Source organism: Cupriavidus taiwanensis, assembly GCF_900250115.1.
Classification (GTDB): Bacteria; Pseudomonadota; Gammaproteobacteria; order Burkholderiales; family Burkholderiaceae; genus Cupriavidus; species Cupriavidus taiwanensis_B.
Genome location: NZ_LT984805.1, coordinates 407,337 through 431,731, shown reverse-complemented (window position 1 = coordinate 431,731; position 24,395 = coordinate 407,337). Strand labels below are relative to the sequence as shown.

Below are 24,395 nucleotides of genomic sequence, written 5' to 3'. Positions count from 1 at the left end.
GCTTACCTGCGGCGTATTTGCTCGCCTCCCACTTCACCCGCGTCGCCGAACTAACGCCATGGGGCAAGGTTGTACAGATCCGCTCGGACGCCGCTTGAAAGTAACCTTCCTGTCACGAACGGGTCGAGCGGTTGTCCTGGCCCATTGGAGCACTCGAGAGATTCAGGCCGTTGCCAATGAGCTGAATAGCAGACCTCGAAAAATCGCTTGGTTGGCGACACCCGCCAAAGCCGTAGATGAAAATCTGCAATCTGCCCAGTCTTCTGTACTTGCGACGACCGGTCTAAGCTGCCCGGTAGGTGAGCGATGAATATTAAGCCATGCACAGGTAGCATCAGGAGATTTTCAGCATCAGCCGAAAGGGAAATTGTTGGGGCAATGCGGTGATGAGGCGGCTCTTCCTGAACTTCAATATCGAGCATGTGTGGGAGTCAATAGGCTGATCACGACGAGGGTCGACGCGGCATGATTTAGTAGGTCGCTTCAAAGCTCGCAGAGCAAGCTAGCCGATCGAACGGGGATTCGACCACGCCAATAACTGACGTTGTAGGACTATTCGCTTTCAGGCTGTAGAGGCGGCGCAATGTTGGGTAGGCAGTGGGAATCGAAAATACTTGACATGCTTCGTGTGAGGCGGGTGCTGCATCGATAATGAGCGAAATATCCCTGACGTTGACCTTATGTCGCCGGAGCGCGTCAATAATATAGCGATTACTCAATTCTTCAACGATCCCATCCGACATCCCGGGGGGGAGAAATCAATCCACCCAAGTTACTGTAAGCATCAACAAGCCTTATAGGCAGCATGATGAGGCTTCTGGCGAGGCGGACGGGGCTTGGCGCGATCCGGTCGCACGCGATGGATACGTGTTGCGATCAAGGCCAAGGTCTCATTCAGAGCAGCCCTGGCCCAGCGCAGGCCGAGCAGAACCGCAGGCAGGACAGGTTTGAGCGCGGTAATGGCGTAGGTACGGTTGATCCGATGGTCCGAGTCAATGTCATGTTCCTGCGCGGCGGTGAGGCAGCATAGGGCGTGCAGGTTGTCACATAGGATTTTGGCGCCGAAGTCCTGCCTGGCGGCCAACTGCGAGAGGCCGGACAGATGTTCGAGTGCCATGCGGTGTTTGAGGCGTTTGAACGCCTCCTCGAGGCGCCAGCGCTGGTGATAGAGATCGCGGAAGGTGGCAGCCGGATAGTGGTGCATGTCGAGCAGATTGGTGATGAGCACGCGCACCTTGCCGGCTGGCGAGATCTGCCGGATCAGCCGGACGGTCTGCGGAGTAGCCGCACACTCATAGTCGCGCGCGTCATTTCGGGCTGGAGCCGGGAGCGTGACGATGGCCTCGTCGCGACCGGAGCGGACGAAGTGCCGCACGGCAGCAAAGCCGCTACCGTCGGCGCGCATGCAGAAAGGGATTTTTCGTTGGTTGAGCACGGCCACCAGCCAGCGGGCGGGGTAGCCGCGATCGAGCAAGAGCAAGTCGTCGGATTGCAGGCGGTCCAGATGCTCGAACAGGATCTGGCGTTCGTTCTCGTGCACGCTGTGCAGTGAGGCGGCGAGCATGATCTCGGCCCCGGGCAGGTATAGGCCGAAGGCGAGTTGATCGCGAGTGGCGGCTCGAGGCAGATGGCTGTGGCGGATGGCGAAACGCAGGTGTGAGGCGTCCGCGGCGACTAGCCGAAAGCCATGCCAGCGCGGCAAATGGTCTGACACCTGCCGAAGCAGCCAGTCATTGAGGTGAGCAAAGACATCGCCGCTGAGTTTGCTGCGAGCCTGGGCGAAGGCTTGTTCACTGACGCAACGGCGCAAGATGTTCTGGCGCGCGAGCGCGGCGAAGAATTGATCGAGTTCGGCTTGTACGCCCATGCGCAAGTTGCCAAGCATGAAGGCGATCAGTGTCGGCAGAGTGAGCTTGCGCTGACGGGTGAATGCGGAGGGTCGTTCGGGATGGCGAGCAAGATCGTGAAAGACCTTGGTGTGCAGATATTCGGTAAGCGAAGCGAACAAATCGGTCAGGGGCATGAGAGCCAAGCGAAGATCGAGAAGCGATCCTCTATTGGCCGCCGCCCTGCTTGCGCTAAACAGCCAGCGCAAGCAGGGCGGCGGCCGCTCGAACCTCGTCACATGTCAAGCGTTCGCGGGGGCAAATCGCGATTCTATTGACGGCTAAACTTGGGTGGATTGGGTCCGCACCTGGTGCATCGGGAGCACCTGCGCGGTTTCGCTCAAGGAGGCCTGCAAATATAGAAGTCGTAACTGCCGAGCCGAGCTGTCAGCGTACGCTCGAAAACCCGTTGGACTCTTCCAGGCGCTCTGCGGTACGGACAGTACCACCGACAGCGCGCAAGGCGCTCGTCTTCGGCGAGTTTCTCCAGGACGTCGATAGGAGCGCCGGGCGCCATAGAAGAAGTGGACGCGCCTCGAACCGCCGCTGGCAGGTCATGCCGGCGCGCGGGGCTGCGCAGCAGAGTGTCTTCTTCCGCGTCTACGGTGAACGTCGCGCCGCCTTCGGATCGATCTGGCATTTCATAGGGCTCCAATGCTGGCTGTCGAGTCGCATCTCCCGACACTTCTTGCGTTACAGGCCCGCCAGGCCGATGATGTCCCAGAAATCGCGCACGGCCGCGCAGGCACGTGCCTTCGTGTTCGGCGCGTCGGGCAACGCCGCGCCGTAGGCCGCAATCGCATCGTCCGCGAGCCCCGCCCACCGGGAAATCGAGCCGGCCAGCACGTCACGATTGCCTGGGGTCTCCAGGGCCATGCGGACGAGCGCGCCGGCCCAGCGCCGGTGCCGCTGGGCGTCGGCAAGCTGCGCGTCAGTCAGCAAGCCGAGCAGGGTGTCGCCGTTGTGGCGCGCCGCCTCGCCAAGCCCGCGCAAGACCACTTCCTCCATCGCCGGCTTCAATACTAGACTGCAGGCGACGAAGGACTCTGCCCAGTCCCATGCAACGAGCGCGTGTTCGGCCAGCTTGCGCCAACCCTGCCAGGCCGGATCTTGCTCCCAGCATCTGCGCTCGTCGGTGCCAAAGCCCACGTCGCTGAAGATCTGAGACAGCTCTCGCGTTCGATACGCGGTGTGGGTGAGCCAACGCAGCGAGTCGGCGGTCTGGTAGGCGGCGCAGTTCGAGATCGTGGAGGCGGGGCCATCTGCGTCACGTAGGCCGATCCCATTTGCAGTGTGTGGAACAGATAACGTGCCGGCGTGTACAGTCGCGCCAGCGTGCCGGCCCAGGAGTGCTCCAGCATGGAGTCGTGGCCGCGCTGGGAAAATTGGTCCAGCAGACCGGACACATAGGTTTCCTGACCGTCCTGCAGAATGTTGTAGGTGCGGTAGACGAGCTCGTCGGGGTCCCGAAAGGCGTTCCAGTCAGCGTGTTTCAGCGGCGAGGCGTTGCGGTGACGCTTGAACCACTGCGCCATCTCGAAATTCGGATCGAGTTCGAACGGCGCGTGGGGGTTGTCGGTCGTGTAGTGCAGATTCGTCGAGACGATCTCGTACTCGCTTGGTTTGCGCCGCCGCGCGGCCAGGTGGCTCCAGGTCTTTAGCGGCTTGAGGACGTCCGGTTGAGTAGTCATGCTCGTCTCCGGTTACAGCGTCTTTTTGTAATAGAAGAGGACGTAGTCGTCCGTGGTCTCGATGCGGCCCGCGAACGAGCTGAGGTTGACCTCCAGCTCGGACATCCTGAACGGGCGGCCCAGCGTATCCTCCAGCGTAGCTCGGCGCAGGATCAGTTCGCCGTCGGTGTCGATGCGCACGTATGCGAGCTTGTCGTCGACACGGATCTCCTTACCCGGATTGTCTTCCCGCGCGGCCTCGATGACGCCGGACGTGATGCTGCTGGCGCGAAGCACGGGGCCGACGCGGTTATTTCGGTACGCCTCGGCGGTGTTGTGATCCCTGCTCATGATCGATTCCTTTGCAATATCAGCAATTGGCGAACAGTGGTTCGACGCCTTCGACAGCGATAAGTATGTCGTCACCATCTACCCTGATGGCATACTCTGCGAGACGGGATCCACTGGGGTTGATGCCCCTGCCTGTGTTGGCGTCGAATGTCCACTGGTGGGCCCGGCACATCAGTACGCGCCCGTCGAAATTTCCCTCTACGAGCGGAATGTCCTGGTGCGGGCAGATGCCTTGGAATGCGCGTGGCGTGCCGCTTCGTGGGCGGACAAGTACGATGACGTGGCTGTCCACCACGACCTCGGCCATGTCGCCTTCCCACAGCTCGTCGAGTGTGGAGACTGTCTGGAAATTTTTGGTGTCCTTATGCATCGCAAAAAATGAATTCGAGTGACTCCATCGGCTTGATATCGGTGTCGCCGAGCCGGGCGTCGCGGGGATAGAAATGGTCGCTCCCCTGGCGCCGCACCCGCAAGACCTTGCCGGGCTGAGGCGCTACGCGACGGCCGACTGAATGGTGCGCGGCGGCCGCCGCTACCTCGTCCATCGAGTTCTCCGTATCGACGGCGACGAGCTGCAGCACGAAGTCGTATTGAAAATTCGAAATCACTGGAAACAGTGCCATGTCATTATCCATCTGATGGCCGCATCAGGCGGTCTTGTTCTGTTCGCGCTGGCGGCGGTATGCCGCCACCCATGCGCAATGGTGTGCGTCGTCGCCAATCTCGCCGGGGGCGAGGTTCATGTACAGGAGTGCCCCCCCCAGGTCGGGCGGCTGGATGTGCCCGGCGAGGAAACGGTCGACCAGGGTCAGGTGGTCGCGGTAACGCACGGGGTCCTGTTGGAAAACCCAACGGTCGATCTCGGAATTGAAGTGGTACGTGCGGCCGTTGTACTCGAGCGGATAATCCCTGACGTTCCAGCCACTGCCCGGCACCGCGCAGATTGGCAACTGGCTCATGTTGCACACAATGGGCAACGTCTCGGGGACGGTGAGCTCCTTCCTGCCCGCGAGCAGGTTGTCGATGATGACGTCCCAGGCCTTGCCAAACGTGTCATTCCAGCCGGAATACTTTTCTTCGAGCCAATCACGGCAGTCCGGCGTCATGCCGGCGGCCGGATTCCACCAGATGGTTGGCCTCCAGAACCAGATGCTCAGCTGGTAAGCATGGTGCTGGTAGTCGAACTCATTGATCATCTGGTCCCAGTACCAGGGCAGGTCGAGACCGAGGTCTATCAGGGTGCGCTCGAACTGGCCGACGATCCATTCCGTCACGAACGCCTTGAATGACTCCTTGCGATGCTGCAGCGGCGTAGCGTAGTCCATCGACGTGCCGGTCAGCAGGGAGAACAGGCGCCATGCGCGTGCAATGGCCACGTCCACGAGCTGCTGCGCCTGCTCCTTGCGCCCGTTGGCCAGCAGGATCTGCAGTGCCGGGCCGCCGATCTGCGCGTGCCGTGACTCGTCCGTCTGGATGCTTGAAATGAGGCTGGCGAACGTAAAGTCGCCGGCTTCCGCCGCATCGGCCGCCAGCCCGAGGAACTGCATGTTGGTGAAACCGGTTTCGAAGGCAAACGTAAGCATCACGGCGATCTCGATCGCGCTGCGCGACATGAATAGGTCGTCGAAGGTACTGCGGGCAGCGATCGCGGCCCATTCGTTGGTGTGATAGGCCTTGTGCGCCCAGTCAAACTGACGATCCTTTGGGCAGTAGTCGTGCGGAAAGTAGAGTTGCAATTGCCCGTGACGGTTCTCGTCAAGCATGCCAAACGTCGCCATGTTGCGCATCCCTGGCGCGCGGCCGAAGCGGGCCATTCGTGCCTCGGCGCTCATCGCTGCGTATTCGCCGAGCGCGATGGCGCCGTAATGTGCCTTCAGGATAGACAGCCAGCCGGGATCGGCGTTCTCGAACATGCGGCTGCGCTCCAGCGCGGCCTTCACGGAGTAGGCGCCAGCGTCCTTGTCGCGCTGAATGCGGACATATTCTGGATACGATGTCTTGTAGGGCTCGTCATAGGTTTCCCAGACTTCCATGGGCACGCCCTGTGCCCTGCCATGACCTCCGGGAAAAGGTCGGACTCGGCGACGTACGTCGGCGTCCAGTTCGTTGTGCGGGCAATGTCGTACCACGCTGCGCGTTCCAAAAGCGCCATGGGATATTCTCCTTGGTGGATGTCATGTCCTTCTTGCTTTGCAGTCCCGGTTGCGAAAGGCCGCAGATCCGGAGCGCATTCCCTTGTGCAAATGTAATGCCAGCGGGCATGGCGATATAGTCATGCTGCACTGCAAAGCAGTGGGAGCGTAAGGAATGGCGGGTACTCCATTGGATTTCGAGGCCCGGATCTGGGCGTCGCAACAAGGTGCCAGTTCCTTGTGGATTTCCCTACGACACCTACGAAGGCATCAAAATCCACCACTGGGACAAGGGGAAAGACTCATTCGGCCCAACCATGGACGCCTACTGGAAATACCAGGTGCATCGAATTCAGCCGAACTTGAGGAGCGCTTCATGAATGTCAGCTCGACGTTCGAAGCGAATGCGAAGACGACGAAAGTTGTGAAGCCACGCTTGGGTACGTTCGACAACCCAGCGGAACTTGCCCAGACCACTACCGTGCTCAGTCCGGCGTTTGGCAAGCACCGGCTTGATGCCGCGCTCGCGAAGCCGCTGACGATGTGGCTCGGAGTCATAGCCTCGGTCTGCGTAGATGACTTTTGGCTTCTGAAGCGGTCGGCCGCGCACGCCGCGAATGGGCGGGATCGCGTCGACGAGCGGCAGCAATTGGGTGACGTCGTTGCGATTCGCCCCGGTCAGGATTGCGCTGATTGGGACGCCATTTGCATCGACGAGGATGTGGTGCTTGGAACCTGGTCGCGAGCGATCCGTGGGGTTCGGGCCAGTTTTTCGCCCGCCCCAACGGCTCGCACCGACGATGAATCGACGGCTACTCGTGAGAAATCGAGTTCGTGGGCCTCGCGAAGCTTCGCCAGCAATAGTTCGTGCAATCGCTTCCACACGCCAGCCTTCTGCCAGTCGCGCAAGCGCCTCCAGCAGGTCGGACCCGAACCGAATCCCAACTTGGTCGACAGGTCGCACCAGCGTATGCTGGTCTTGAACACGAACAAGATGCCGTTCAGCGCAGCTCGATCCGAAACCGGAAGGCGGCCTGGATATTTCTTGCGTCGCGGCTTCGGCGGCGGCAGCAAAGGTTCGATCAGTGCCCACAGCTCGTCATCGATGATCGGCGCGCTCATCCCCTCGGTTCCCATCGTTCAGATGGCCAAGGTTAACAGCTTGCCGAAAAGGTTAACAGCCCCCTCGGGGTCTTTTTGAAACGGTCTCTAAGCATGCGCGAGATTGACAGGCTCAAGACCGTCCAGGCGGTCATGGATGGTCAGTTGCGGCCTGGCGTGGCCGCCGAACGATTGGAGATCACTGACCGGCAGCTGCGGCGGTTACTGGAGCGCTACCGGCTGGAAGGCCCAGCCGGGCTGGTCTCGCGCAAGCGCGGCCGACCCAGCAACAACCGTCTGTCTGGCGAGCGCGAAGCCGCAGCGCTCGGCCTGATCCGGGAACACTATGCCGACTTCGGCCCGACCCTGGCGGCCGAGAAGCTGCGCGAAGCACACGGGCTCACTCTGGCGAAGGAAACGGTCCGGCGGCTGATGATGGTTGCCGGCCTGTGGGTACCGCGCAAACAGCGCCCGCTCAAGGTCTATCAGCCTCGTAATCGGCGCGCCTGCTATGGCGAACTGATTCAGATTGATGGCTGCGATCACCGCTGGTTTGAGGAACGCGCGCCTGCCTGCACGCTGCTCGTTTATGTCGACGACGCCACCAGCCGGATCATGGAGCTGCGCTTTACCCATTCGGAGGCCACGTTCACGTACTTCGCGGCGACCCGCGCCTACCTGGAGCGCCACGGCAAGCCGGTGGCGTTTTACAGTGACAAGGCCAGCGTTTTCCGGGTCAACAAGCAAGGAGCAACTAGCGGCGACGGCCATACGCAGTTTGCGCGGGCCTTGTTCGAACTGAACATCGAAGGCATCTGCGCCAACAGCAGCCAGGCAAAAGGCCGCGTGGAACGGACACACCTGACCTTGCAGGACCGGCTGGTCAAGGAGCTGCGCCTGCGTGGCATCAGCACCATGGAGGCGGCCAATGGCTTCATGGCGGAGTTCATCGCCGACTACAACGCGCGCTTTGCCAAGGTGCCGCGCAACAACCACAACGCCCATCGACCGCTGCGACCGGACGAGAATCTGGATCTGATCTTCGCGTGGCGCGAGCCACGCTGCGTGTCCAAGAGCCTGACGATCCAGTACGACAAGATGCTCTACCTGCTGGCGGACCCGCCGGAGCATCGCAAGCTGGCTGGCTGCTACATCGACGTCTATCACTACCCAGATGGCAGGATCGAGCCGCGGGCTAATGGCGCCGCCCTGCCCTACACCACCTATGACCGGCTGTCGGAAGTGGACCAGGGCGCGATCGTGGACAACAAGCGCCTGGGACATGTGCTGCAGTTGGCGCAATACGTGCAGGAGAAGCGCGATAACACGCGTTCGCTCTCTGTGCCTGGCACGGAGGGGGTTCCGCGCAAGCGTGGACGGCCGCCCGGCAAGAAATCGCAGCGGTCGCTCGGCCAGAACGATATGTTGGAAGCGTTGCAAAGGCTGCAGGAGCAGCCGTGGCCGCTTAACGGAACGGAAAACTGATTCAGCTTGCGCTGGCAGTTCAACAGGGCTCAGGCAGCACGGCTTGGACTCAGTCACGTCAGGACAGCACTACCGCCCTACGCTCACCCCAATAGCCGATCAACCGGACATTTCAACTTAGCCAGAGACCGGACATTTCAATTTAGCTTTGACAGCACGTGTTGGCCCCAAATAGTAATGTCGCATTTGAGCCAAATAGAAATGACGTACCCCCTTGCCCAGGCTGGCATGCTGGCGGCTTTCCGTCTGTCCGAGACTGGAGGCCGCGATGCGCAAGCCCGAGACCATCACGACGACGATGCGCGAACTCGATCGGCTCAAGGTGATTCAGGCCGTGGTCGACCATGGCCTGGCGGTCTGGCGCGCCGCCGAGAAGCTCGGCTTGTCGCGGCGCCAGGTGGAACGGCTGGTGCTGCGCTACCGCGAGGATGGTCCGAGTGGCCTGGGCTCGCGTAAGCGCGGCCGTGACAGCAACCGCCAGCTGCCGTCGGGGCTGGAGTCCCGCGTGCGCGGCCTGATTCGCGGCAGCTACGCCGACTTCGGCCCGACGCTCGCCGCCGAGAAGCTGCGCGAGCGCCATGGCATCGACCTGGCCACCGAGACGGTGCGCCGGATCATGATCGACGCTGGTTTCTGGGTCCCGCTCAAGTGCCTTGACGACCAGGTCAAGCGGAACTGTCGCAGCAGCTTAAGGAAGACGACAACGCTCTGCGCCTGCTTGCCATCCCGGGCATTGGAGCCATTACCGACAGCTTGTTGGCCGCTGAACTGGGGGATGCAAAGAATTCTCGCTCCGGGCGTGACATTGCCGCATCGATAAGGCTAGTGCCGCGGCAATACAGTACTGGCGGTCGCCCGGCTCTGCTCGGTATCAGTAAGCGAGGCGACAAAAGCATACGTTGCCTGCTGATTCAATGCGCATGCTCTGTAATGACACGTCTTCATCGACGAACGGATGGGCTTGGGGATTGGCTTCGGAAGATGCTCGTACGGCGCCATCCAAACGTCGTCGCGTGTGCCTTGGCCAATAAGCTTGCAAGCATAGCGTGGGCGTTGCTGTACCGCCGCAGTGATTACCAAATCCCCGTGGCCGCGGCGAGCTGAAGGTGGGCTGACCGCGCAGGATTATTTGTTAATTCAGGCTTTGCGACGTTGACATTGATGACCCAACGGCCCAGTGGCCCGGTGGACACCCTGACAAATTGTATAGCTACCACAAAGTGCGGACATTTTTAATACTACCGGGCGCGACTTTCATCGTGGAGCGGGAGAGCAATCTCCAAGCAGACTCTGGATAGATTTAGGCAAGCCACAGATCATCGACCTCAACCTTGCAAAGATCGGGCTGACCATAGATTTCAATTTAGCTTTGACAAATGGTGTTGGCCTTTCGCGGACATCATGCCGCCGCTCTCCGCAATCGTGACTGGGCGGACCCGGACGACCGTGACAGTTCCGGCAATATCCAGCCACAGCGCTTCGAAACCCCGACAGGTATTCGGCGAGGTCGGCTGGGCGGCGCAGCAAGCGAAGACGGCACAGCAAAGGAAAAGCAAAGACTTGGCGAGCCTCAACGTACACGAGGCTCGGCATCACCGCACAGAGATTGCTGGCGTCCTGGCTGGTAAACATCGGGACAGTAAAGCCGTTCCACATGGTGCCGTTCCAATACGCCCACACAAAGGCATGGTCTGGCAGCCAGCTGCCCCTCACGCGAATGCGACGCCATGTGCGTTTCGTACCGCTTTGTTTAAGGGATTCGATCATAGTGTGCTCCAAAGAGAGAAAGCGGTCTTTTGAGGCATCCCCTTATACGGAAGTAGGACCGTCTCCGCGGCGAGGCTTGGAGCTTGAAGTCCCGGGAATTTCGAGGTAAGGGGGTTGTTAACTTCGCCAGACTCGCGTTTACTCTCGGATTTTCGCGCAGCAATGAGCAACGAGTCGGGGGCATGGGTGGACGAGGAATTCGAGAGTCTGGATCTTGGTGATCCGGGGCGGGATCGGCGCGCCAAGGAGCTGCTCAAGCGGTTTGCGGCTCTGCCGACGGCGAGCATCCCCGGCGCATGCGATGACTGGTCGCAAACCATCGCGGCATATCGGTTTCTCGGCAATGAGCAGATCGATTGGCGGGACGTAATGCAGCCGCATTGGGAGCGCACTGCAGCGAGGGCCGCGCAGTTTCCGGTGGTGCTGTGCATCGCTGATACAACCGAATTGAACTTTAATGGCCAGGAGATCGACGGGCTGGGTCCGTTGACCTATGAAGCCCAGCGGGGCATGTTTTTGCATCCGACCTACGCGGTGACGCCTGACCGCGAGCCGCTGGGGGTGATCGATGCCTGGATGTGGGCTCGGGAGCCCAAGGACGCCGATGGCAACCGGGGCGGGATCAAGGAAAGCGTACGCTGGATTGAAGGATATGAACGGGTTGCGGAGCAAGCCGCGCTATTGCCGCAGACACGGCTGGTGTATGTGACAGACCGCGAGGGTGATATTGCCGAGTTGATGGCGCGCGCCCAGGAACTTGGCCAACCGGCCGACTGGTTGATCCGCAGCCAACACAACCGCAACCTGGCCGAGGGCGGCAAGTTGTGGGATAGCGTCGACGCCAGCCCGGTACTCGGGGAAATCACCTTTATCTTGCCAGGGCGAGCAGGCCAGAAGGCGCGCGAGGTCAAACAGGAACTACGCGCCCAGCGTATGAAGCTGCCGGGTCTGGTCGGAGCGGAGTTCACCTGTGTGGCGGCAAGGGAGATCGAAGCGCCCGCAGGCGTCAAGCCAGTGGTTTGGCGATTGGTGACGAACCGAGAAGCGCAGGACGCTGATGCGGTCAACAAACTTGTTGAATGGTATCGGGCAAGGTGGGAGATCGAGATGTTCTTCCATGTCCTGAAGACCGGCTGCAAGGTCGAGGCGCTACAGCTATCGCACATGGATCGTGTGGAGCGGGCCTTGGCGTTGTATATGGTGGTGGCATGGCGCATTGCCCGCCTGATGCGGTTGGGCAGAACCTGTCCGGATCTGGATGCGTCGCTGTTCTTCGATGCCGACGAGATTCGGGGGGCATACGTGCTCTCCAAGAAAGCTCGCCCGAAGACACCGGTCACACTCAATCAGATGATTCGGTTGGTTGCTTCCCTGGGCGGGTTCCTTGGGCGGAAGAACGATGGCGAGCCCGGCGCCAAGACGATCTGGATCGGCATGCAGCGAACCATGGACGCCGCGCTCACTATTCAAACACTGAGGGAAGAGTCATGACTTCCGTATAAGGAAATGGGGTAGACGTGGCCATTATTATTTCGCCATGCCTGCAGGGGCGAATCTCCGTCTCAATGCAGTTCGTGGTCGCGCGCGTCAATTTCAAGCGGTGCATCAAAATAGCCAAAGGTCGCAATTTCGGCTAGGTATGCAAGGAGAAATTTCTCAATTGAACCAGCCTTTTCATACTGATGAACATGCCGGAACTCATGTGTAAGCAAGCGCCGTGTAGCATGACCTTCCGCAATCAATATGGCGTATCCCAGTGTCAATCCAACCGTATCCGGACCGAACAATCCTGTTGAGCAGACTACGTTTCGTAGTGTTTCATCTTGGGGCATCGGGAGACTATCGACCATTGCGATATGGATGCGTTCCGGCATAGCAACACCAACGGCACTAGCGACCGATAGACCTTGTTCGGTTAGAGCGCTCCCGTTCCGAATTACAGGGTCGGTCATGCTCTTTGCCCATGCTATTGCCGCGGGCAATAGTGATGGCAGTAAAGCTAATATGTTGTATGTCATGTTCCACCTTCTCGGATTGTGCGGAATTTTTGTATCTTGCATTGCGTAAGCCGCTTTTTCGATTCCACTTGGATGTTGAACGCAGAACTCAAACATCGACTCACCTAGTACAACGAATATGCTGGCATCGACAGCAGCGACATAGCTTGACAAGCGTCAATGCGCGCCTATTTATCGAGTTTCCTCGTGCGAAACGGGCCAAATCGATGCCTACGAGACCCCCGGTAATTGCGCGTCACGAAATGAACAAAGTGATGGCGCGAATTGTCGGCTTGAATTCCAATTCTACCGCATTGCGAAAAAATTCATACACCACTTGCAGAGTGGCAATCACAATTTGCCAATCTACACTGAGTGGCATAGATTTCGCTGGATGCTACTACATGCTAACATGACGTGTCTCACCACGGTCGAATGACATCTCATACTAAATTCAGAAATATATAGAATGACAGTCGGCATCATTGCGTTAGGAATTACCCGCAAATGCTACAAAAAACGCATCGCGAAAGGAGCGAAGATATATGACGTACAAGCAGCGCGTGTTGCATTTTTTTCGGAGCATAGCTCAGGCAGCGCTGATATCTATCATGCTAGCCTCTTGCGGTGGTGACGGTGATGATCCCACGGCCTCGCCCGACCCGCAGACGATGACCACCACCACCTCGGCTCCGGTCGAGAAGAGCTGCTCGAACTGCAGGGCGCTGGACGCACACACCAATTCTGGTAGCGGCATAGGTGTTTGGGAAAGCGTTAATAGCACATCCTCGGCTGTGGAAGTTCCCATCAGCATCTCAGGGCTGAACGGGCAGGATGTAACGCTCGTTTTCACTAATCAAACCGGAACTCCACAAGTTATGCCGACAATTGCTGTGGCGGCGCGGAACTATTCCTTCGTGGCCGAGCAACTACGATTGGATGACAGCACGGAAGCGCTTAAGAGCAGAATATCGAATTTTAATCGAGACGGATGGAGAGTGCACGCCAAAGAGCAAAGTTATGCTCCACGCTATTCTTTGTCGCCTAGTAGACTGGATAACGGTAGTGTGAAAATCTGGTATCTAGCGGACGATACGACTCGCTCCACAACATTGGTTCGTAAACTCATGACAGCTGACGGCACCATTGTCAATTTCTGGGTAGAGACAACTGAAATCGATCCAACAAAGGTGAGTCAAGCGGTTCTCGACACGCTAGCAGGCGATTTCGTCTCCCCTGGCAACGGATATTCAATCTGGGGATCGCTCGGTGGATCTCTCAACCGTCATCTCGGACTGCGCTTTTACAAGCATCTTCTTACCAACGTTAGCAGCACTGATTCGATGGCGGTTCTCGAATCTTCAGTTCGAGACACGGCAGCAACCTCCGGCTTCCAACAGGAATTTCGCCACTTTGCCGCGACATCAGGTGCACTAATGAAGGAACCCGCCCCAGTCGGCTTTGGCTTTCCTTTGCGGGAGGAAGACGGATTCGTGTTGCCTGAAATTAACACGGGCGCATTTCTAAATGATCGTAGTCAGTTCTCAATGGTGCCCGCGGAGCTCCACCCCTATGCCAACGTGCCAGTAGTCCGGGAGCATGTGAAAGGTATGTATAGCGAAACGGTGAAGATTCCGCCCCACTCCTCACTGTCCGTCGTGATTCAATGATGCGAAGAGAGTGCCGTCAACCACATCTTCTATGGACCTATGACTCACATGATTGCTTTGCTAGTTGCCCTTAGCGTTGCTGCATGCGCTGTGGGACCAACCGAGGGACAGCATCTGACGTTGGTCGGTGAGATCTACATCAAGGGCAATGAGCCCTTCCCAAAGATCATACTTGAGACAGCGACCCATGAAAGCTGGGAACTGGAAGGTGTACCATTGACTGAGGCGCGATTGGTAAGTCGTCGCCACGTAACGGTACGTGGCGTCGTAATAAGATCGCCGTCCCGGGGAGTGTGGTTACCTTCGTTACGAGTAAAGAGCCCGCCACAAGTGGCTGGGCCATAACGATCTTTATCCCACTTTTGCTTTAGTGTATCCCCTCAGTAATCTGTCGCGGTAAGCAACAAGAGCATCTGATGCCGGTTAGTAGAGGCGTAGCACCAGTTTTCATCGTCAAATTACAGACCATTAGCGCCATTACTCGATGCCGCTCTACTTGTTTGATTGTGTTTATGATCGATTCAATATAGAAAATTTACCAATCATTATCGGAAGCATTGGAATGGCTTCGCGCGATCTTGAATCTATCTTTGGAGTATGTTTATCTTGGCCCCAATTACCACCACCTCGAATTTCGATCTCCCCGATGACATCGCGAAGCTTTTGGTTGACCCAAAGACTTACTCAGACCGTGAGCTATTGCACTCCGTCTATACGTGGGCTCGTGCCAACAATCCATTCGGTCGTGCCGTTATTGAGGGCTTCGACCCATTCTGGGTTGCAACGAAGTATGCCGATGTCAGCGCCATTTCACGTGACAGCAGCCTATTTCGCAACGGTGACTATTCTGTTGTTTGCCGACCAAAAGCCGCAATCGACTATATAATTTCGGTCACTGGGTCTCCGCATATTGTCAAGGCGCTAGTTCAGTTCGATGGTGATGAGCACAAGAAGATGCGCGCGCTGGCGCAGTCATGGTTTATGCCTGACAGCCTGCTCAATCTGGATGAGCGTATCCGACGACTGGCCCGTTGCTGTGTTGACAAACTTGCGCATTACGAAGGGGAGGTCATAGATTTTTCTAGAAATATTGCGCTATATTATCCTTTGCATGTAATAATGGACATTCTAGGAATTCCCTCTGAAGATGAGGCCAAAATGTTGGTCCTGACGCAAGAATTGTTTGGTGGGGAAGATCCAGAACTCAATCGAGGGAAGGCAGAGGTCGCTTCGGGTAAAGATGTCTTGGCAAAGAACCTACTAGCAGTAGTAGAAGACTTTCGGCATTATTTCGATAAGCTGACATCGGACAAAAGGACGAGTCCACGTAACGATATGGCAACATTGCTTTCCAACGCGGTCGTAAATGGTGAACCGATTAGCGATGCCAACCGCTTGGGCTACTACATTATTATTGCCACGGCGGGACACGATACCACATCATCGTCCTCCGCGATCGCAATGTGGGCACTTAGCCAGTTCCCTGATCTGCTTCCTCGACTACAAGCCGATGCGGCGCTGATTCCGCAATTTGTCGACGAGGCGGTGCGCTTTGCGTCACCGGTGAGCCACTTCATGCGTACCGCGTCTGCGGATACGGAGATCCGAGGACGCACAGTTCACAAAGGCGATTGGATAATGCTGTGCTACGGCTCGGCGAATCGAGATGAAGATGTCTTTGATAAACCATTCGAGTTCAGCATTGATCGAAAGGAAGTCCACCATCTGGCATTTGGAACAGGGCCTCATATTTGTCTGGGCCAGCACTTGGCCAAGATGGAAATGCGCATCCTGTTTGAGGAAATGATACCGCGCCTTGAACGCGTGGAGTCAGCTGGGGAGCTCGAGATGGTCGCATCCAGCTTCGTCGGTGGGCCTAAGCATCTTCCTTTGCGCTGTTTCATGCGATAGAGTGATTTTTTGGTTCATCGAGGAATAGCGAGGAAGGCTGCGCCGGATCTTGAGGAAGAAGTATTCCTCGTCGCGATATCCGTAGGCCCGGCGCTTGATCATTTTGATAGTGTTGTTAATGCCCTCGACGACGCTAATGTTCAGCGCATGGCGGCATCGGGCCACAATGCCGTGCCAATACGCTCAGGCGTTGCGCGAACTGCTGTAATGGGTCGACGCCGCTTTGCTGCGCTTGTTCAAACCAGTCGCTCCATGCCCGCTGCGCCCATCCAGGCCGACGGTAAAACCACAGGCGCTTGAGGTCGTCGCGCAGAATGTAGACGGTCATCAGCGACCGGGTCGCGGCCAAAATCTCATTTAGATGGACCGCCTGGCCGGCGCTCAGATTGCTGCGATTAGGCAGCAGCAAGCGTGTGGACTTCAAGAGACGTCGGGTGGGTCGGTCATGCCTGAGTTGATTGGCCTGATCGACCCGGACCTGATCGATGACCTCGCGTCTTTGGCAACAACGTGGAACAGGTCGTAGAGAGGTGGCGGCGGAAATTCGGACAGTCGGCTAAGTGGAAGAGCTGGGGCCTGAGCCGGCCATAATGGCGGGCATAAAGGATCCAGAAGATGACGAAACGAAGCAGACGGACCCACTCGGCAACCTTCAAGGCCAAGGTGGCCATGGCCGCGCTCAAGGGCGACAAGACGCTGGCGGAATTGGCCCAGCAGTATGACGTGCACCCGAGCCAGATCACGGAGTGGAAGCAACAGTTGGCGGAGCACGCCGCGGACGTGTTCGGCGGCGGCAAAACCAAGACTGCGGCCGAGCCGCCGGTGGACGTGAAGGCGCTGCATGCAAAGATAGGCCAATTGACACTGGAGAACGATTTTTTAGAGCACGCGCTCGGCAAGGCGGGATTGCTGAGCGGAAAGCGATGATTGACCGCGATCACCCGCTGCCGGTGAGCCGCCAGGTCAAGCTGGTCGACATTTCCCGATCGAGCGTCTACTACCAGCCGCGTCCAATCAGCGACGCGGATCTGAGGCTGATGCGCCGGATCGACGAACTGCATCTGGAGCATCCCTTCGCGGGCGCACGCATGCTGGCCCGCCTGTTGCGACGGGAGAGCATCCCGGTCGGCCGCCGGCACGTGCGCACGCTGATGAAGCGCATGGGCATTGAGGCGCTGTAGGCTGCCCGTGTCTTTTACCCTGAGCTATTGGCAACAGTGGTTTTCATCCTCATGGCCATGGTACTGCTCGTCCGGCCTTCCGGGTTGTTTGGCAAAGAGAATTAATGGAGCCTCATATGATTAAGAAACTCGTTCTTGTGGCGGCCCTAGCAGGCCGCTGAAATACCTCCAGCGGACGTCAGCGCGACGACTGGCTGAAGCGTTGCTTTGAGGATCCCATCCAATCCCACATTCATGCGCGGCGCAGATACCTTCACGGAAAGCTTGTTCACTATGCGGAGGCTGGAGGATTTCGTGCCGCAGTCCCATCCGCTGCGCTCGATCCGGACTATGGCCAACCAGGCGCTGGTGAAGATGGACCGGCTGTTCGCGCAGATGTACGAGGCCGATATCAAGGGTGGCCGCCCCAGTATCGCGCCGGAGAAGTTGCTGCGGGCCATGCTGCTGCAGGTGCTCTACAGCATTCGCTCTGAGCGCCAGCTCATGGAGCAGACGCAATACAACCTGCTGTTTCGCTGGTTCATCGGGCTGTCGATGGACGACTCAGTTTGGGTGCCCACGGTCTTCACCAAGAACCGCGAGCGACTGATCAAGCATGATGCGGTGATCCAGTTTTTCAACGAGGTGCTGGCCATCGCGCAGAAGAAGAACTGGCTGTCGGGTGAGCACTTCAGCGTGGACGGCACGCTGATACAGGCGTGGGCAGGCCACAAGAGCTTCGTGCGCAAGGATGGCGACGACCAAGACGATGACGCCGGCGGCAACTTCAAAGGTCGCAAGCGCAGCAACGAGACACACGAATCCAAGACCGATCCCGATGCCAAGCTCTACCGCAAGGGCAAGACATCCAGTGAGCTGCGCTACATGGGTCATACCCTGAGCGACAACCGCCATGGCCTGGTGGTTAGCGCCATGGTGACCAAGGCGGACGGACACGCCGAGCGGGAGGCCGCAAAGGTCATGCTTAACGATGCCAGGCAGGTGATTGAAGACCTGAATGTGGAAGTCACCGTGGGCGCGGACAAGGGCTATGACGCGCACGAGTTCATTGAGGCCTGCCTGGAAATGAAGGTGACGCCCCACGTGGCGCAGAACACATCGGGTCGTCGCTCGGCCGTTCCTGATGCCATTGCTTCCAGCGCCGGTTATGCCGTCTCGCAACAGAAGCGCAAGCTGATCGAACAGGGCTTCGGGTGGGTCAAGACCGTGGGGCGCATGCGTCAGGTGATGGTGCGCGGTCTGAAGAAAGTCGATCAGATGTTTGTGCTGAGCATGGCCGCCTACCACCTCGTGCGCATGCGCTCGCTGGGACAAATCCGTCCGCAGTTGCAGTAATCGCGCTAATGAGGCCGGAATGGGCGCCAAAACGCGGAAAAAGTCGAGGCAGTGACGTCCGGCTTCCGGATTGTGAAAAACAGCGCTCCCCGCCTTGCGGGGAAAAACTCATCGCTAGCGCGATGAGTACTTCAGCAGCCTGCTAGGCATCGCTTTGCTCCTGCCCAACTTCGTTTATCCCGTTCTCCTTATGAAGATCATGTGCTTCGCGCTTTTTGCATGTGCATTCAATCTTCTAATGGGATTCACCGGTCTTCTTTCTTTCGGCCATGCAGCACTATTCGGTGCGGCCGGGTATGTGACCGGATACGCAGCCCGCGATCTTGGCATCCCAATGGAAGGAGCCATCGTACTCGGTATGGTGGTTTCTGCCATTCTTGGATTCCTGATGGCTAGTCTTGCGATCAGGCGGAAAGGGATTTACTTCACGATGATCACGCTTGCGCTGGCTCAGATGGTTTATTTCGTCTGTCTCCAGGCGCCGGTTACTGGGGGTGAAGACGGCATGCAGGGGATCCCGCGTGGCAAACTCCTTGGCGTTCTTGATCTTGGGGACGATACGACCATGTACTTCGTTGTACTGGCAATATTCGTGGCCGCCCTCGCATTGATTACCCGGATCGTCCAATCTCCGTTCGGGCAAATCCTCAGGGCGGTCAAGGAAAACGAGCCTCGATCCATCTCCCTTGGCTACGATGCCGATCGATACAAGCTGATGGCCTTTGTCCTGTCTTCCGTCCTGACCGGTTTGGCAGGCTCTGTCAAAGCGATCGTGCTCGGCTTCGAGACCTTGGTCGATGTGCATTGGGGCCTGTCAGGCATGGTCGTACTCATGACGCTAGTTGGCGGAGTTGGCACCCTGATAGGGCCCATTGTCGGCGCTGTTGTCATCATGGTGCTTGAGAATGAGCTAGGCGAAATTGGTGAAGCGCTGGCAACAGCTACTCATATCGAGTGGTTCGATGCCCTGGGCGAATCCGTCACGATAGTCACCGGCTTGACGTTCATTTTCTGCGTGCTCCTATTCCGGAAGGGTATCGCCGGCGAATCCAACGCATTCGTCGCGAGAAGGCAGTCGCATGCGATAAGGTCACACGTCCGTCGACGGCGTGACTTGGCTCATAAGCCGGTCAACACGAGGTAGCTGCTGCTGCTGAGATTTTCTGAAGGGCTATCGCATGGTAGGTGCGAGCACCAAAGCGTAGAGAGGAACATACGATGCGTGTATTCCAAGTTGAGCAGGACTGGTCCATCGAGCATCTCCAGATGGCGTCCAAACCGATGCCTCAGCCAGCCACAGGGGAGGTGCGTCTCAAGATGCGGGCTGCGGCTTTGAATTATCGCGATCTCATTATTCCTAGCCACGGTTACGGGAAGCGAATGAAAGATCTGCCACTCATCGTTCTAAGCGATGGTGTGGGTGTCATTGATGCCGTAGGCGCTGGGGTAACTCGGTTTCAGGTAGGTGAGCGTGTATGCCCGATCTTTTATCAAACGTGGGTGGACGGTGCACCAAACGCCGAACGAATGCAATCTAGCTTGGGTTGCGAGCAGGATGGAACCATGGCGACCCATTTGGTGATACCCGAGGAAGGGGTATGCCGTGTGCCCGCCTACCTCTCTGATTTTGAAGCCGCAACGTTGCCTACTGCGGGTGTAACGGCGTGGCGAGCCCTGATCACCGAGGGGCGACTGAAGCGAGGGGAAACCGTCCTCGTGCAAGGGACTGGCGGAGTCTCTCTGTTTGCGCTCCAGATTGCGAAGTCACTGCGCGCGGTCGTGATCATTACGTCTTCCAGCGACAAGAAACTTGCCAGCGCGAAGTCGCTTGGAGCGGACTACCTGATTAATTACGAGAAGGAGCCACAATGGTGGCGCACGGTGAGAGAGCATACGCGGGGCGTCGGCGTCGATCACATTGTTGAAGTCGGGGGGGCAGATACGCTAGCCCAGTCCGTGCGCGCTGTCCGGACAGGAGGAACAATCAGCTTGATCGGTGTCCTTTCCGGTTCTGATCCAAAAATTCCACTCGGCCAGGTTGTAACGCGGCACATCAGGTTGCAAGGCATCACTGTCGGCAGCCGTGCCGACTTGGAAGCAATGCTAACCCATTTCGAAGCGACCAGATTGCGCCCCGTGGTCGATCGCATATTCCCATTCGAGGCGCTTCATTCAGCAATGCATTACCTCGCTTCAGGCAAGCATTTCGGAAAAATCTGTATTCGCCACTCGGTGTGATGTCGTCGGCTCGAATGCGCAATAGCAGGCTGCTGAAGTACTCATCGCGCTAGCGATGAGTTTTTCCCCGCAAGGAGGGGAGCGCTGTTTTTCACAATCCGGAAGCCGGACGTCACTGCCTCGGCTTTTTCCGCGTTTTGGCGCCCATTCCGGCCTCATTAGCGCGATTACTGCAACTGCGGACGGATTTGTCCCAGCGAGCGCATGCGCACGAGGTGGTAGGCGGCCATGCTCAGCACAAACATCTGATCGACTTTCTTCAGACCGCGCACCATCACCTGACGCATGCGCCCCACGGTCTTGACCCACCCGAAGCCCTGTTCGATCAGCTTGCGCTTCTGTTGCGAGACGGCATAACCGGCGCTGGAAGCAATGGCATCAGGAACGGCCGAGCGACGACCCGATGTGTTCTGCGCCACGTGGGGCGTCACCTTCATTTCCAGGCAGGCCTCAATGAACTCGTGCGCGTCATAGCCCTTGTCCGCGCCCACGGTGACTTCCACATTCAGGTCTTCAATCACCTGCCTGGCATCGTTAAGCATGACCTTTGCGGCCTCCCGCTCGGCGTGTCCGTCCGCCTTGGTCACCATGGCGCTAACCACCAGGCCATGGCGGTTGTCGCTCAGGGTATGACCCATGTAGCGCAGCTCACTGGATGTCTTGCCCTTGCGGTAGAGCTTGGCATCGGGATCGGTCTTGGATTCGTGTGTCTCGTTGCTGCGCTTGCGACCTTTGAAGCTGCCGCCGGCGTCATCGTCTTGGTCGTCGCCATCCTTGCGCACGAAGCTCTTGTGGCCTGCCCACGCCTGTATCAGCGTGCCGTCCACGCTGAAGTGCTCACCCGACAGCCAGTTCTTCTTCTGCGCGATGGCCAGCACCTCGTTGAAAAACTGGATCACCGCATCATGCTTGATCAGTCGCTCGCGGTTCTTGGTGAAGACCGTGGGCACCCAAACTGAGTCGTCCATCGACAGCCCGATGAACCAGCGAAACAGCAGGTTGTATTGCGTCTGCTCCATGAGCTGGCGCTCAGAGCGAATGCTGTAGAGCACCTGCAGCAGCATGGCCCGCAGCAACTTCTCCGGCGCGATACTGGGGCGGCCACCCTTGATATCGGCCTCGTACATCTGCGCGAACAGCCGGTCCATCTTCACCAGCGCCTGGTTGGCCATAGTCCGGATCGAGCGCAGCGGATGGGACTGCGGCACGAAATCCTCCAGCCTCCGCATAGTGAACAAGCTTTCCGTGAAGGTATCTGCGCCGCGCATGAATGTGGGATTGGATGGGATCCTCAAAGCAACGCTTCAGCCAGTCGTCGCGCTGACGTCCGCTGGAGGTATTTCAGCGGCCTGCTATGCGCACACAGCGCGGCCAGAACGGGTGCGAAAACGCGAGAAAGACAGCTTGAATCGGCCTATCTCTCCCGCATTGCGAAAGCTGAAGTCCTTGGCTTGTGCAACATCAAGCGCAAACCTCATTGATCAGATGGTATGGACGCCTTCCCCCTGGCAACGGCGCACCTAGTTGCAAGAGCCCTGTGAGGATCCTCCGCTGGCGATAGTTCCTTTGTGCCAAAGTGGGGGGAGACGTCGAGTGGGCAGCGACCCTAAGCAGGAGGCGATCCAAAATGGAACTTACCGTCATCGGCATGGATATTGCCAAGCACGTTTTCCAACTACATGCTGTGAATGTCAGCACCGGCGAAGTTGAGCGTATCAAGCTGAAGAGAAGCCAAGTCACAAACTTCTTCACTAGGCGTGAGCGTTCGCTGATCGCCATCGAGGCTTACCGACAAAGAAATCGCTACGCTCGAACGGAGAGGTGGCGGCGGAAATTCGGACAGTCGGTTAAGTGGAAGAGCTGGGGCCTGAGCCGGCCATAATGGCGGGCATAAAGGATCCAGAAGATGACGAAACGAAGCAGACGGACCCACTCGGCAACCTTCAAGGCCAAGGTGGCCATGGCCGCGCTCAAGGGCGACAAGACGCTGGCGGAATTGGCCCAGCAGTATGACGTGCACCCGAGCCAGATCACGGAGTGGAAGCAACAGTTGGCGGAGCACGCCGCGGACGTGTTCGGCGGCGGCAAAACCAAGACTGCGGCCGAGCCGCCGGTGGACGTGAAGGCGCTGCATGCAAAGATAGGCCAATTGACACTGGAGAACGATTTTTTAGAGCACGCGCTCGGCAAGGCGGGATTGCTGAGCGGAAAGCGATGATTGACCGCGATCACCCGCTGCCGGTGAGCCGCCAGGTCAAGCTGGTCGACATTTCCCGATCGAGCGTCTACTACCAGCCGCGTCCAATCAGCGACGCGGATCTGAGGCTGATGCGCCGGATCGACGAACTGCATCTGGAGCATCCCTTCGCGGGCGCACGCATGCTGGCCCGCCTGTTGCGACGGGAGAGCATCCCGGTCGGCCGCCGGCACGTGCGCACGCTGATGAAGCGCATGGGCATCGAGGCGCTGTACCGTCGCCCCAACACGAGCCGCAAGCATGCGGCGCACAAGATCTGGCCATACCTACTGCGCGACCGGACGATCGATCGCGCCAACCAGGTGTGGGCGCTGGACACGAGCTACATTCCGATGGCGCGGGGCTTCGTGTATCTGATGGCGGTGGTGGACTGGGCGAGCCGCAAAGTACTGGCCCACCGGGTGGCGATCACTCTGGAGAGCTGCCATGCTGTCGAGGCGCTGGAGGAGGCCTTTGCGAAATACGGCACGCCGGAGATCGTCAACACCGACCAGGGCAGCCAGTTCACCGCGACGGGGTTCACAGACGCTGTGCTCGACCGCGGCATCCGACTGTCGATGGACGGCAAGGGCAGTTGGCGCGACAACGTGTTCGTCGAACGCCTTTGGCGCAGCGTCAAATACGAGGAGGTCTACCTGAAAGCCTACGACTCGGTCAGCCATGCGCGCCGCTCTATCGCTAACTACCTAACTTGGTACAACCAACGACGGCCCCATTCCAGTCTGGCGGACCAGACCCCGGATGAGGCATACTTCGCCACGCTGCCAGCGATCAAATCGGCAGCCTGACTGCCCCAGCGCTTCCACTTAAAAACTCCGGATCTCTGTCCGAACAAACGGCGCCACCTCTCGGCGGCTCAAGGTTGCCCTTCGCGACAATCACGAATGCCGGATGATTGCTGAAATCCCCGGCGTGGGATTGCTGACCGCAACGGCGGCGGTAGCTGCCATCGGCGATGCCAAGACTTTCCGCTCTGGGCGCGAGTTTGCCGCGTGGCTAGGCTTGGTGCCCAAACAAACTGGCACCGGAGGTCATGTACGCCAACTAGGGATAAGCAAACGTGGCGACACCTATCTCCGCACCTTGCTCATACACGGCGCCAGATCCGTGGTCACTCGAGGTGCGGGAACCGCCTGGCTCGACGAATTGCTCAAGCGACGTCCCTTCAACGTCGCGGTCGCTGCGGTAGCTAACAAACTCGCCAGGACCATCTGGGCAGTATTGGCCAGGCAAGGGAGATATGAGGCACACCTGCCCATAGCTGCATCATAGCCTCCCAAGCGGATACACCAGGACTGATCAACCCTTCTCAAGGAGCGCAAGCAATGATCGCATGATGGCTAACAGGTTGGACCGGGACGAGGAAGACCCGATAGGGAACGTGAGCCGCAAGGCTCGATAATCAGCTGGGGAC

17 protein-coding genes and 8 pseudogenes are annotated in these 24,395 nt (G+C 58.3%); 14 read left to right on the top strand and 11 right to left on the bottom strand.

The window, feature by feature from the left end:
* Nucleotides 1–784: 784 nt before the first annotated feature.
* The 7 genes and pseudogenes from CBM2586_RS31105 to CBM2586_RS31075 form a co-directional block, all read right to left on the bottom strand.
* Entirely contained in the window at nucleotides 785–2,023 is a 1,239-nt protein-coding gene (locus CBM2586_RS31105; protein ID WP_012354743.1) for an IS4 family transposase, read from the bottom strand.
* 556 nt (nucleotides 2,024–2,579) lie between these two features.
* Nucleotides 2,580–3,577: pseudogene (locus CBM2586_RS31100) on the bottom strand (aromatic/alkene monooxygenase hydroxylase subunit beta).
* A 12-nt stretch (nucleotides 3,578–3,589) separates the two neighbouring features.
* Nucleotides 3,590–3,907 (bottom strand): MmoB/DmpM family protein, encoded by a 318-nt coding sequence (locus CBM2586_RS31095; RefSeq protein WP_012354741.1) that lies wholly within the window; start codon nucleotides 3,905–3,907, stop codon nucleotides 3,590–3,592.
* A 19-nt stretch (nucleotides 3,908–3,926) separates the two neighbouring features.
* Nucleotides 3,927–4,277: a Rieske 2Fe-2S domain-containing protein gene (locus CBM2586_RS31090; RefSeq protein ID WP_018003718.1), complete on the bottom strand. Its 351-nt coding sequence runs from the start codon at nucleotides 4,275–4,277 to the stop codon at nucleotides 3,927–3,929.
* The gene (locus CBM2586_RS31085) at nucleotides 4,270–4,530 is read right to left on the bottom strand and encodes a toluene-4-monooxygenase system B family protein (RefSeq protein WP_012354739.1); all 261 of its coding nucleotides are present in this window, start codon (nucleotides 4,528–4,530) and stop codon (nucleotides 4,270–4,272) included. Before CBM2586_RS31085 ends, CBM2586_RS31090 begins: the two co-directional genes overlap by 8 nt.
* Nucleotides 4,531–4,554: 24 nt before the next feature.
* A pseudogene (locus tag CBM2586_RS31080) lies at nucleotides 4,555–6,059 on the bottom strand (toluene monooxygenase).
* A 332-nt stretch (nucleotides 6,060–6,391) separates the two neighbouring features.
* A protein-coding gene (locus CBM2586_RS31075) for an IS5 family transposase (RefSeq protein ID WP_232348031.1) occupies nucleotides 6,392–7,161 on the bottom strand; the annotation gives its coding sequence in 2 pieces (ribosomal slippage) (nucleotides 6,392–6,831 and nucleotides 6,831–7,161; 771 coding nt in all).
* 93 nt (nucleotides 7,162–7,254) lie between these two features.
* On the opposite strand from CBM2586_RS31075, the gene CBM2586_RS31070 reads away from it, so the two are divergent.
* The 3 genes and pseudogenes from CBM2586_RS31070 to CBM2586_RS31060 all read left to right on the top strand — a co-directional run.
* Entirely contained in the window at nucleotides 7,255–8,625 is a 1,371-nt protein-coding gene (locus CBM2586_RS31070) for an ISNCY family transposase (RefSeq protein WP_012354735.1), read from the top strand.
* A 268-nt stretch (nucleotides 8,626–8,893) separates the two neighbouring features.
* Nucleotides 8,894–9,316 (top strand): annotated as a pseudogene (locus tag CBM2586_RS31065) (helix-turn-helix domain-containing protein); the annotation flags it as partial.
* Nucleotides 9,298–9,729, top strand: a pseudogene (locus tag CBM2586_RS31060) (transposase); the annotation flags it as partial. The pseudogenes CBM2586_RS31065 and CBM2586_RS31060, both read left to right, overlap by 19 nt.
* A gap of 150 nt (nucleotides 9,730–9,879) precedes the next feature.
* Here CBM2586_RS31060 and CBM2586_RS32345 read toward each other — a convergent pair.
* On the bottom strand, nucleotides 9,880–10,392 hold the full coding sequence (locus CBM2586_RS32345; RefSeq protein WP_145987529.1) for a hypothetical protein: 513 nt from the start codon (nucleotides 10,390–10,392) through the stop codon (nucleotides 9,880–9,882).
* Between the two features lie 162 nt (nucleotides 10,393–10,554).
* Between CBM2586_RS32345 and CBM2586_RS31055 the strand changes: the two genes are divergently transcribed.
* A complete protein-coding gene (locus tag CBM2586_RS31055; protein ID WP_012354732.1) occupies nucleotides 10,555–11,883 on the top strand; it encodes an IS4 family transposase in 1,329 nt (442 codons plus the stop codon).
* 71 nt (nucleotides 11,884–11,954) lie between these two features.
* Here the strand turns inward: CBM2586_RS31055 and CBM2586_RS31050 are convergent, their stop codons facing one another.
* Complete coding sequence (locus CBM2586_RS31050; protein ID WP_012354731.1) at nucleotides 11,955–12,410, bottom strand: hypothetical protein; 456 nt, start codon at nucleotides 12,408–12,410, stop codon at nucleotides 11,955–11,957.
* A 524-nt stretch (nucleotides 12,411–12,934) separates the two neighbouring features.
* On the opposite strand from CBM2586_RS31050, the gene CBM2586_RS31045 reads away from it, so the two are divergent.
* Together CBM2586_RS31045 and CBM2586_RS31040 are read left to right on the top strand one after the other, a co-directional pair.
* On the top strand, nucleotides 12,935–14,059 hold the full coding sequence (locus CBM2586_RS31045; RefSeq protein WP_012354729.1) for a M30 family zinc metallopeptidase: 1,125 nt from the start codon (nucleotides 12,935–12,937) through the stop codon (nucleotides 14,057–14,059).
* Nucleotides 14,060–14,656: 597 nt separating this feature from the next.
* Nucleotides 14,657–15,970, top strand: a complete 1,314-nt coding sequence (locus CBM2586_RS31040) for a cytochrome P450 (protein WP_012354727.1) — start codon at nucleotides 14,657–14,659, stop codon at nucleotides 15,968–15,970.
* A gap of 30 nt (nucleotides 15,971–16,000) precedes the next feature.
* On the opposite strand, the pseudogene CBM2586_RS31035 reads toward CBM2586_RS31040, so the two are convergent.
* A pseudogene (locus tag CBM2586_RS31035) lies at nucleotides 16,001–16,498 on the bottom strand (transposase); the annotation flags it as partial.
* A gap of 87 nt (nucleotides 16,499–16,585) precedes the next feature.
* On the opposite strand from CBM2586_RS31035, the pseudogene CBM2586_RS31030 reads away from it, so the two are divergent.
* The 5 genes and pseudogenes from CBM2586_RS31030 to CBM2586_RS31010 all read left to right on the top strand — a co-directional run.
* Nucleotides 16,586–17,148 (top strand): annotated as a pseudogene (locus CBM2586_RS31030) (IS3 family transposase); the annotation flags it as partial.
* 9 nt (nucleotides 17,149–17,157) lie between these two features.
* A pseudogene (locus tag CBM2586_RS31025) lies at nucleotides 17,158–17,256 on the top strand (branched-chain amino acid ABC transporter permease); the annotation flags it as partial.
* Between the two features lie 129 nt (nucleotides 17,257–17,385).
* Nucleotides 17,386–18,486 carry an IS5 family transposase gene (locus tag CBM2586_RS31020; protein ID WP_115691555.1) on the top strand — a complete coding sequence of 367 codons (1,101 nt, stop codon included), beginning with the start codon at nucleotides 17,386–17,388 and terminating at the stop codon, nucleotides 18,484–18,486.
* Between the two features lie 190 nt (nucleotides 18,487–18,676).
* Nucleotides 18,677–19,630, top strand: coding sequence for a branched-chain amino acid ABC transporter permease (locus CBM2586_RS31015; RefSeq protein ID WP_081479564.1), 954 nt, complete (start codon nucleotides 18,677–18,679; stop codon nucleotides 19,628–19,630).
* 74 nt (nucleotides 19,631–19,704) lie between these two features.
* On the top strand, nucleotides 19,705–20,724 hold the full coding sequence (locus CBM2586_RS31010) for a zinc-dependent alcohol dehydrogenase family protein (RefSeq protein WP_012354724.1): 1,020 nt from the start codon (nucleotides 19,705–19,707) through the stop codon (nucleotides 20,722–20,724).
* A gap of 167 nt (nucleotides 20,725–20,891) precedes the next feature.
* Here the strand turns inward: CBM2586_RS31010 and CBM2586_RS31005 are convergent, their stop codons facing one another.
* Nucleotides 20,892–21,992: an IS5 family transposase gene (locus CBM2586_RS31005; RefSeq protein WP_012354583.1), complete on the bottom strand. Its 1,101-nt coding sequence runs from the start codon at nucleotides 21,990–21,992 to the stop codon at nucleotides 20,892–20,894.
* A 359-nt stretch (nucleotides 21,993–22,351) separates the two neighbouring features.
* Between CBM2586_RS31005 and CBM2586_RS32745 the strand changes: the two genes are divergently transcribed.
* The 3 genes and pseudogenes from CBM2586_RS32745 to CBM2586_RS30990 form a co-directional block, all read left to right on the top strand.
* Complete coding sequence (locus CBM2586_RS32745; protein WP_012354723.1) at nucleotides 22,352–22,606, top strand: transposase; 255 nt, start codon at nucleotides 22,352–22,354, stop codon at nucleotides 22,604–22,606.
* A gap of 24 nt (nucleotides 22,607–22,630) precedes the next feature.
* Nucleotides 22,631–23,769 (top strand): IS3 family transposase gene (locus tag CBM2586_RS30995; protein ID WP_373429603.1). Its coding sequence is split into 2 segments (ribosomal slippage): nucleotides 22,631–22,898 and nucleotides 22,898–23,769, totalling 1,140 coding nucleotides; the frame shifts between segments, so codons are not numbered across the junction.
* Nucleotides 23,770–23,830: 61 nt separating this feature from the next.
* Nucleotides 23,831–24,253 (top strand): annotated as a pseudogene (locus CBM2586_RS30990) (transposase); the annotation flags it as partial.
* Between the last annotated feature and the right edge of the window lie 142 nt (nucleotides 24,254–24,395).

Bases quoted from the DNA above. Each gene is read 5' to 3' on its own strand.
- CBM2586_RS31045 (WP_012354729.1), top strand. From the start codon at position 12,935: ATGACGTACAAGCAGCGCGTGTTGCATTTTTTTCGGAGCATAGCTCAG.
- CBM2586_RS31090 (WP_018003718.1), bottom strand. From the start codon at position 4,277: ATGCATAAGGACACCAAAAATTTCCAGACAGTCTCCACACTCGACGAG.
- CBM2586_RS31050 (WP_012354731.1), bottom strand. From the start codon at position 12,410: ATGACATACAACATATTAGCTTTACTGCCATCACTATTGCCCGCGGCA.
- CBM2586_RS31010 (WP_012354724.1), top strand. From the start codon at position 19,705: ATGCGTGTATTCCAAGTTGAGCAGGACTGGTCCATCGAGCATCTCCAG.
- CBM2586_RS31055 (WP_012354732.1), top strand. From the start codon at position 10,555: ATGAGCAACGAGTCGGGGGCATGGGTGGACGAGGAATTCGAGAGTCTG.
- CBM2586_RS31070 (WP_012354735.1), top strand. From the start codon at position 7,255: ATGCGCGAGATTGACAGGCTCAAGACCGTCCAGGCGGTCATGGATGGT.
- CBM2586_RS31105 (WP_012354743.1), bottom strand. From the start codon at position 2,023: ATGCCCCTGACCGATTTGTTCGCTTCGCTTACCGAATATCTGCACACC.
- CBM2586_RS31020 (WP_115691555.1), top strand. From the start codon at position 17,386: ATGCGCGGCGCAGATACCTTCACGGAAAGCTTGTTCACTATGCGGAGG.
- CBM2586_RS31040 (WP_012354727.1), top strand. From the start codon at position 14,657: ATGTTTATCTTGGCCCCAATTACCACCACCTCGAATTTCGATCTCCCC.
- CBM2586_RS31005 (WP_012354583.1), bottom strand. From the start codon at position 21,992: ATGCGCGGCGCAGATACCTTCACGGAAAGCTTGTTCACTATGCGGAGG.
- CBM2586_RS32345 (WP_145987529.1), bottom strand. From the start codon at position 10,392: ATGATCGAATCCCTTAAACAAAGCGGTACGAAACGCACATGGCGTCGC.
- CBM2586_RS31085 (WP_012354739.1), bottom strand. From the start codon at position 4,530: ATGGCACTGTTTCCAGTGATTTCGAATTTTCAATACGACTTCGTGCTG.
- CBM2586_RS31095 (WP_012354741.1), bottom strand. From the start codon at position 3,907: ATGAGCAGGGATCACAACACCGCCGAGGCGTACCGAAATAACCGCGTC.
- CBM2586_RS31015 (WP_081479564.1), top strand. From the start codon at position 18,677: ATGAAGATCATGTGCTTCGCGCTTTTTGCATGTGCATTCAATCTTCTA.
- CBM2586_RS32745 (WP_012354723.1), top strand. From the start codon at position 22,352: ATGGAACTTACCGTCATCGGCATGGATATTGCCAAGCACGTTTTCCAA.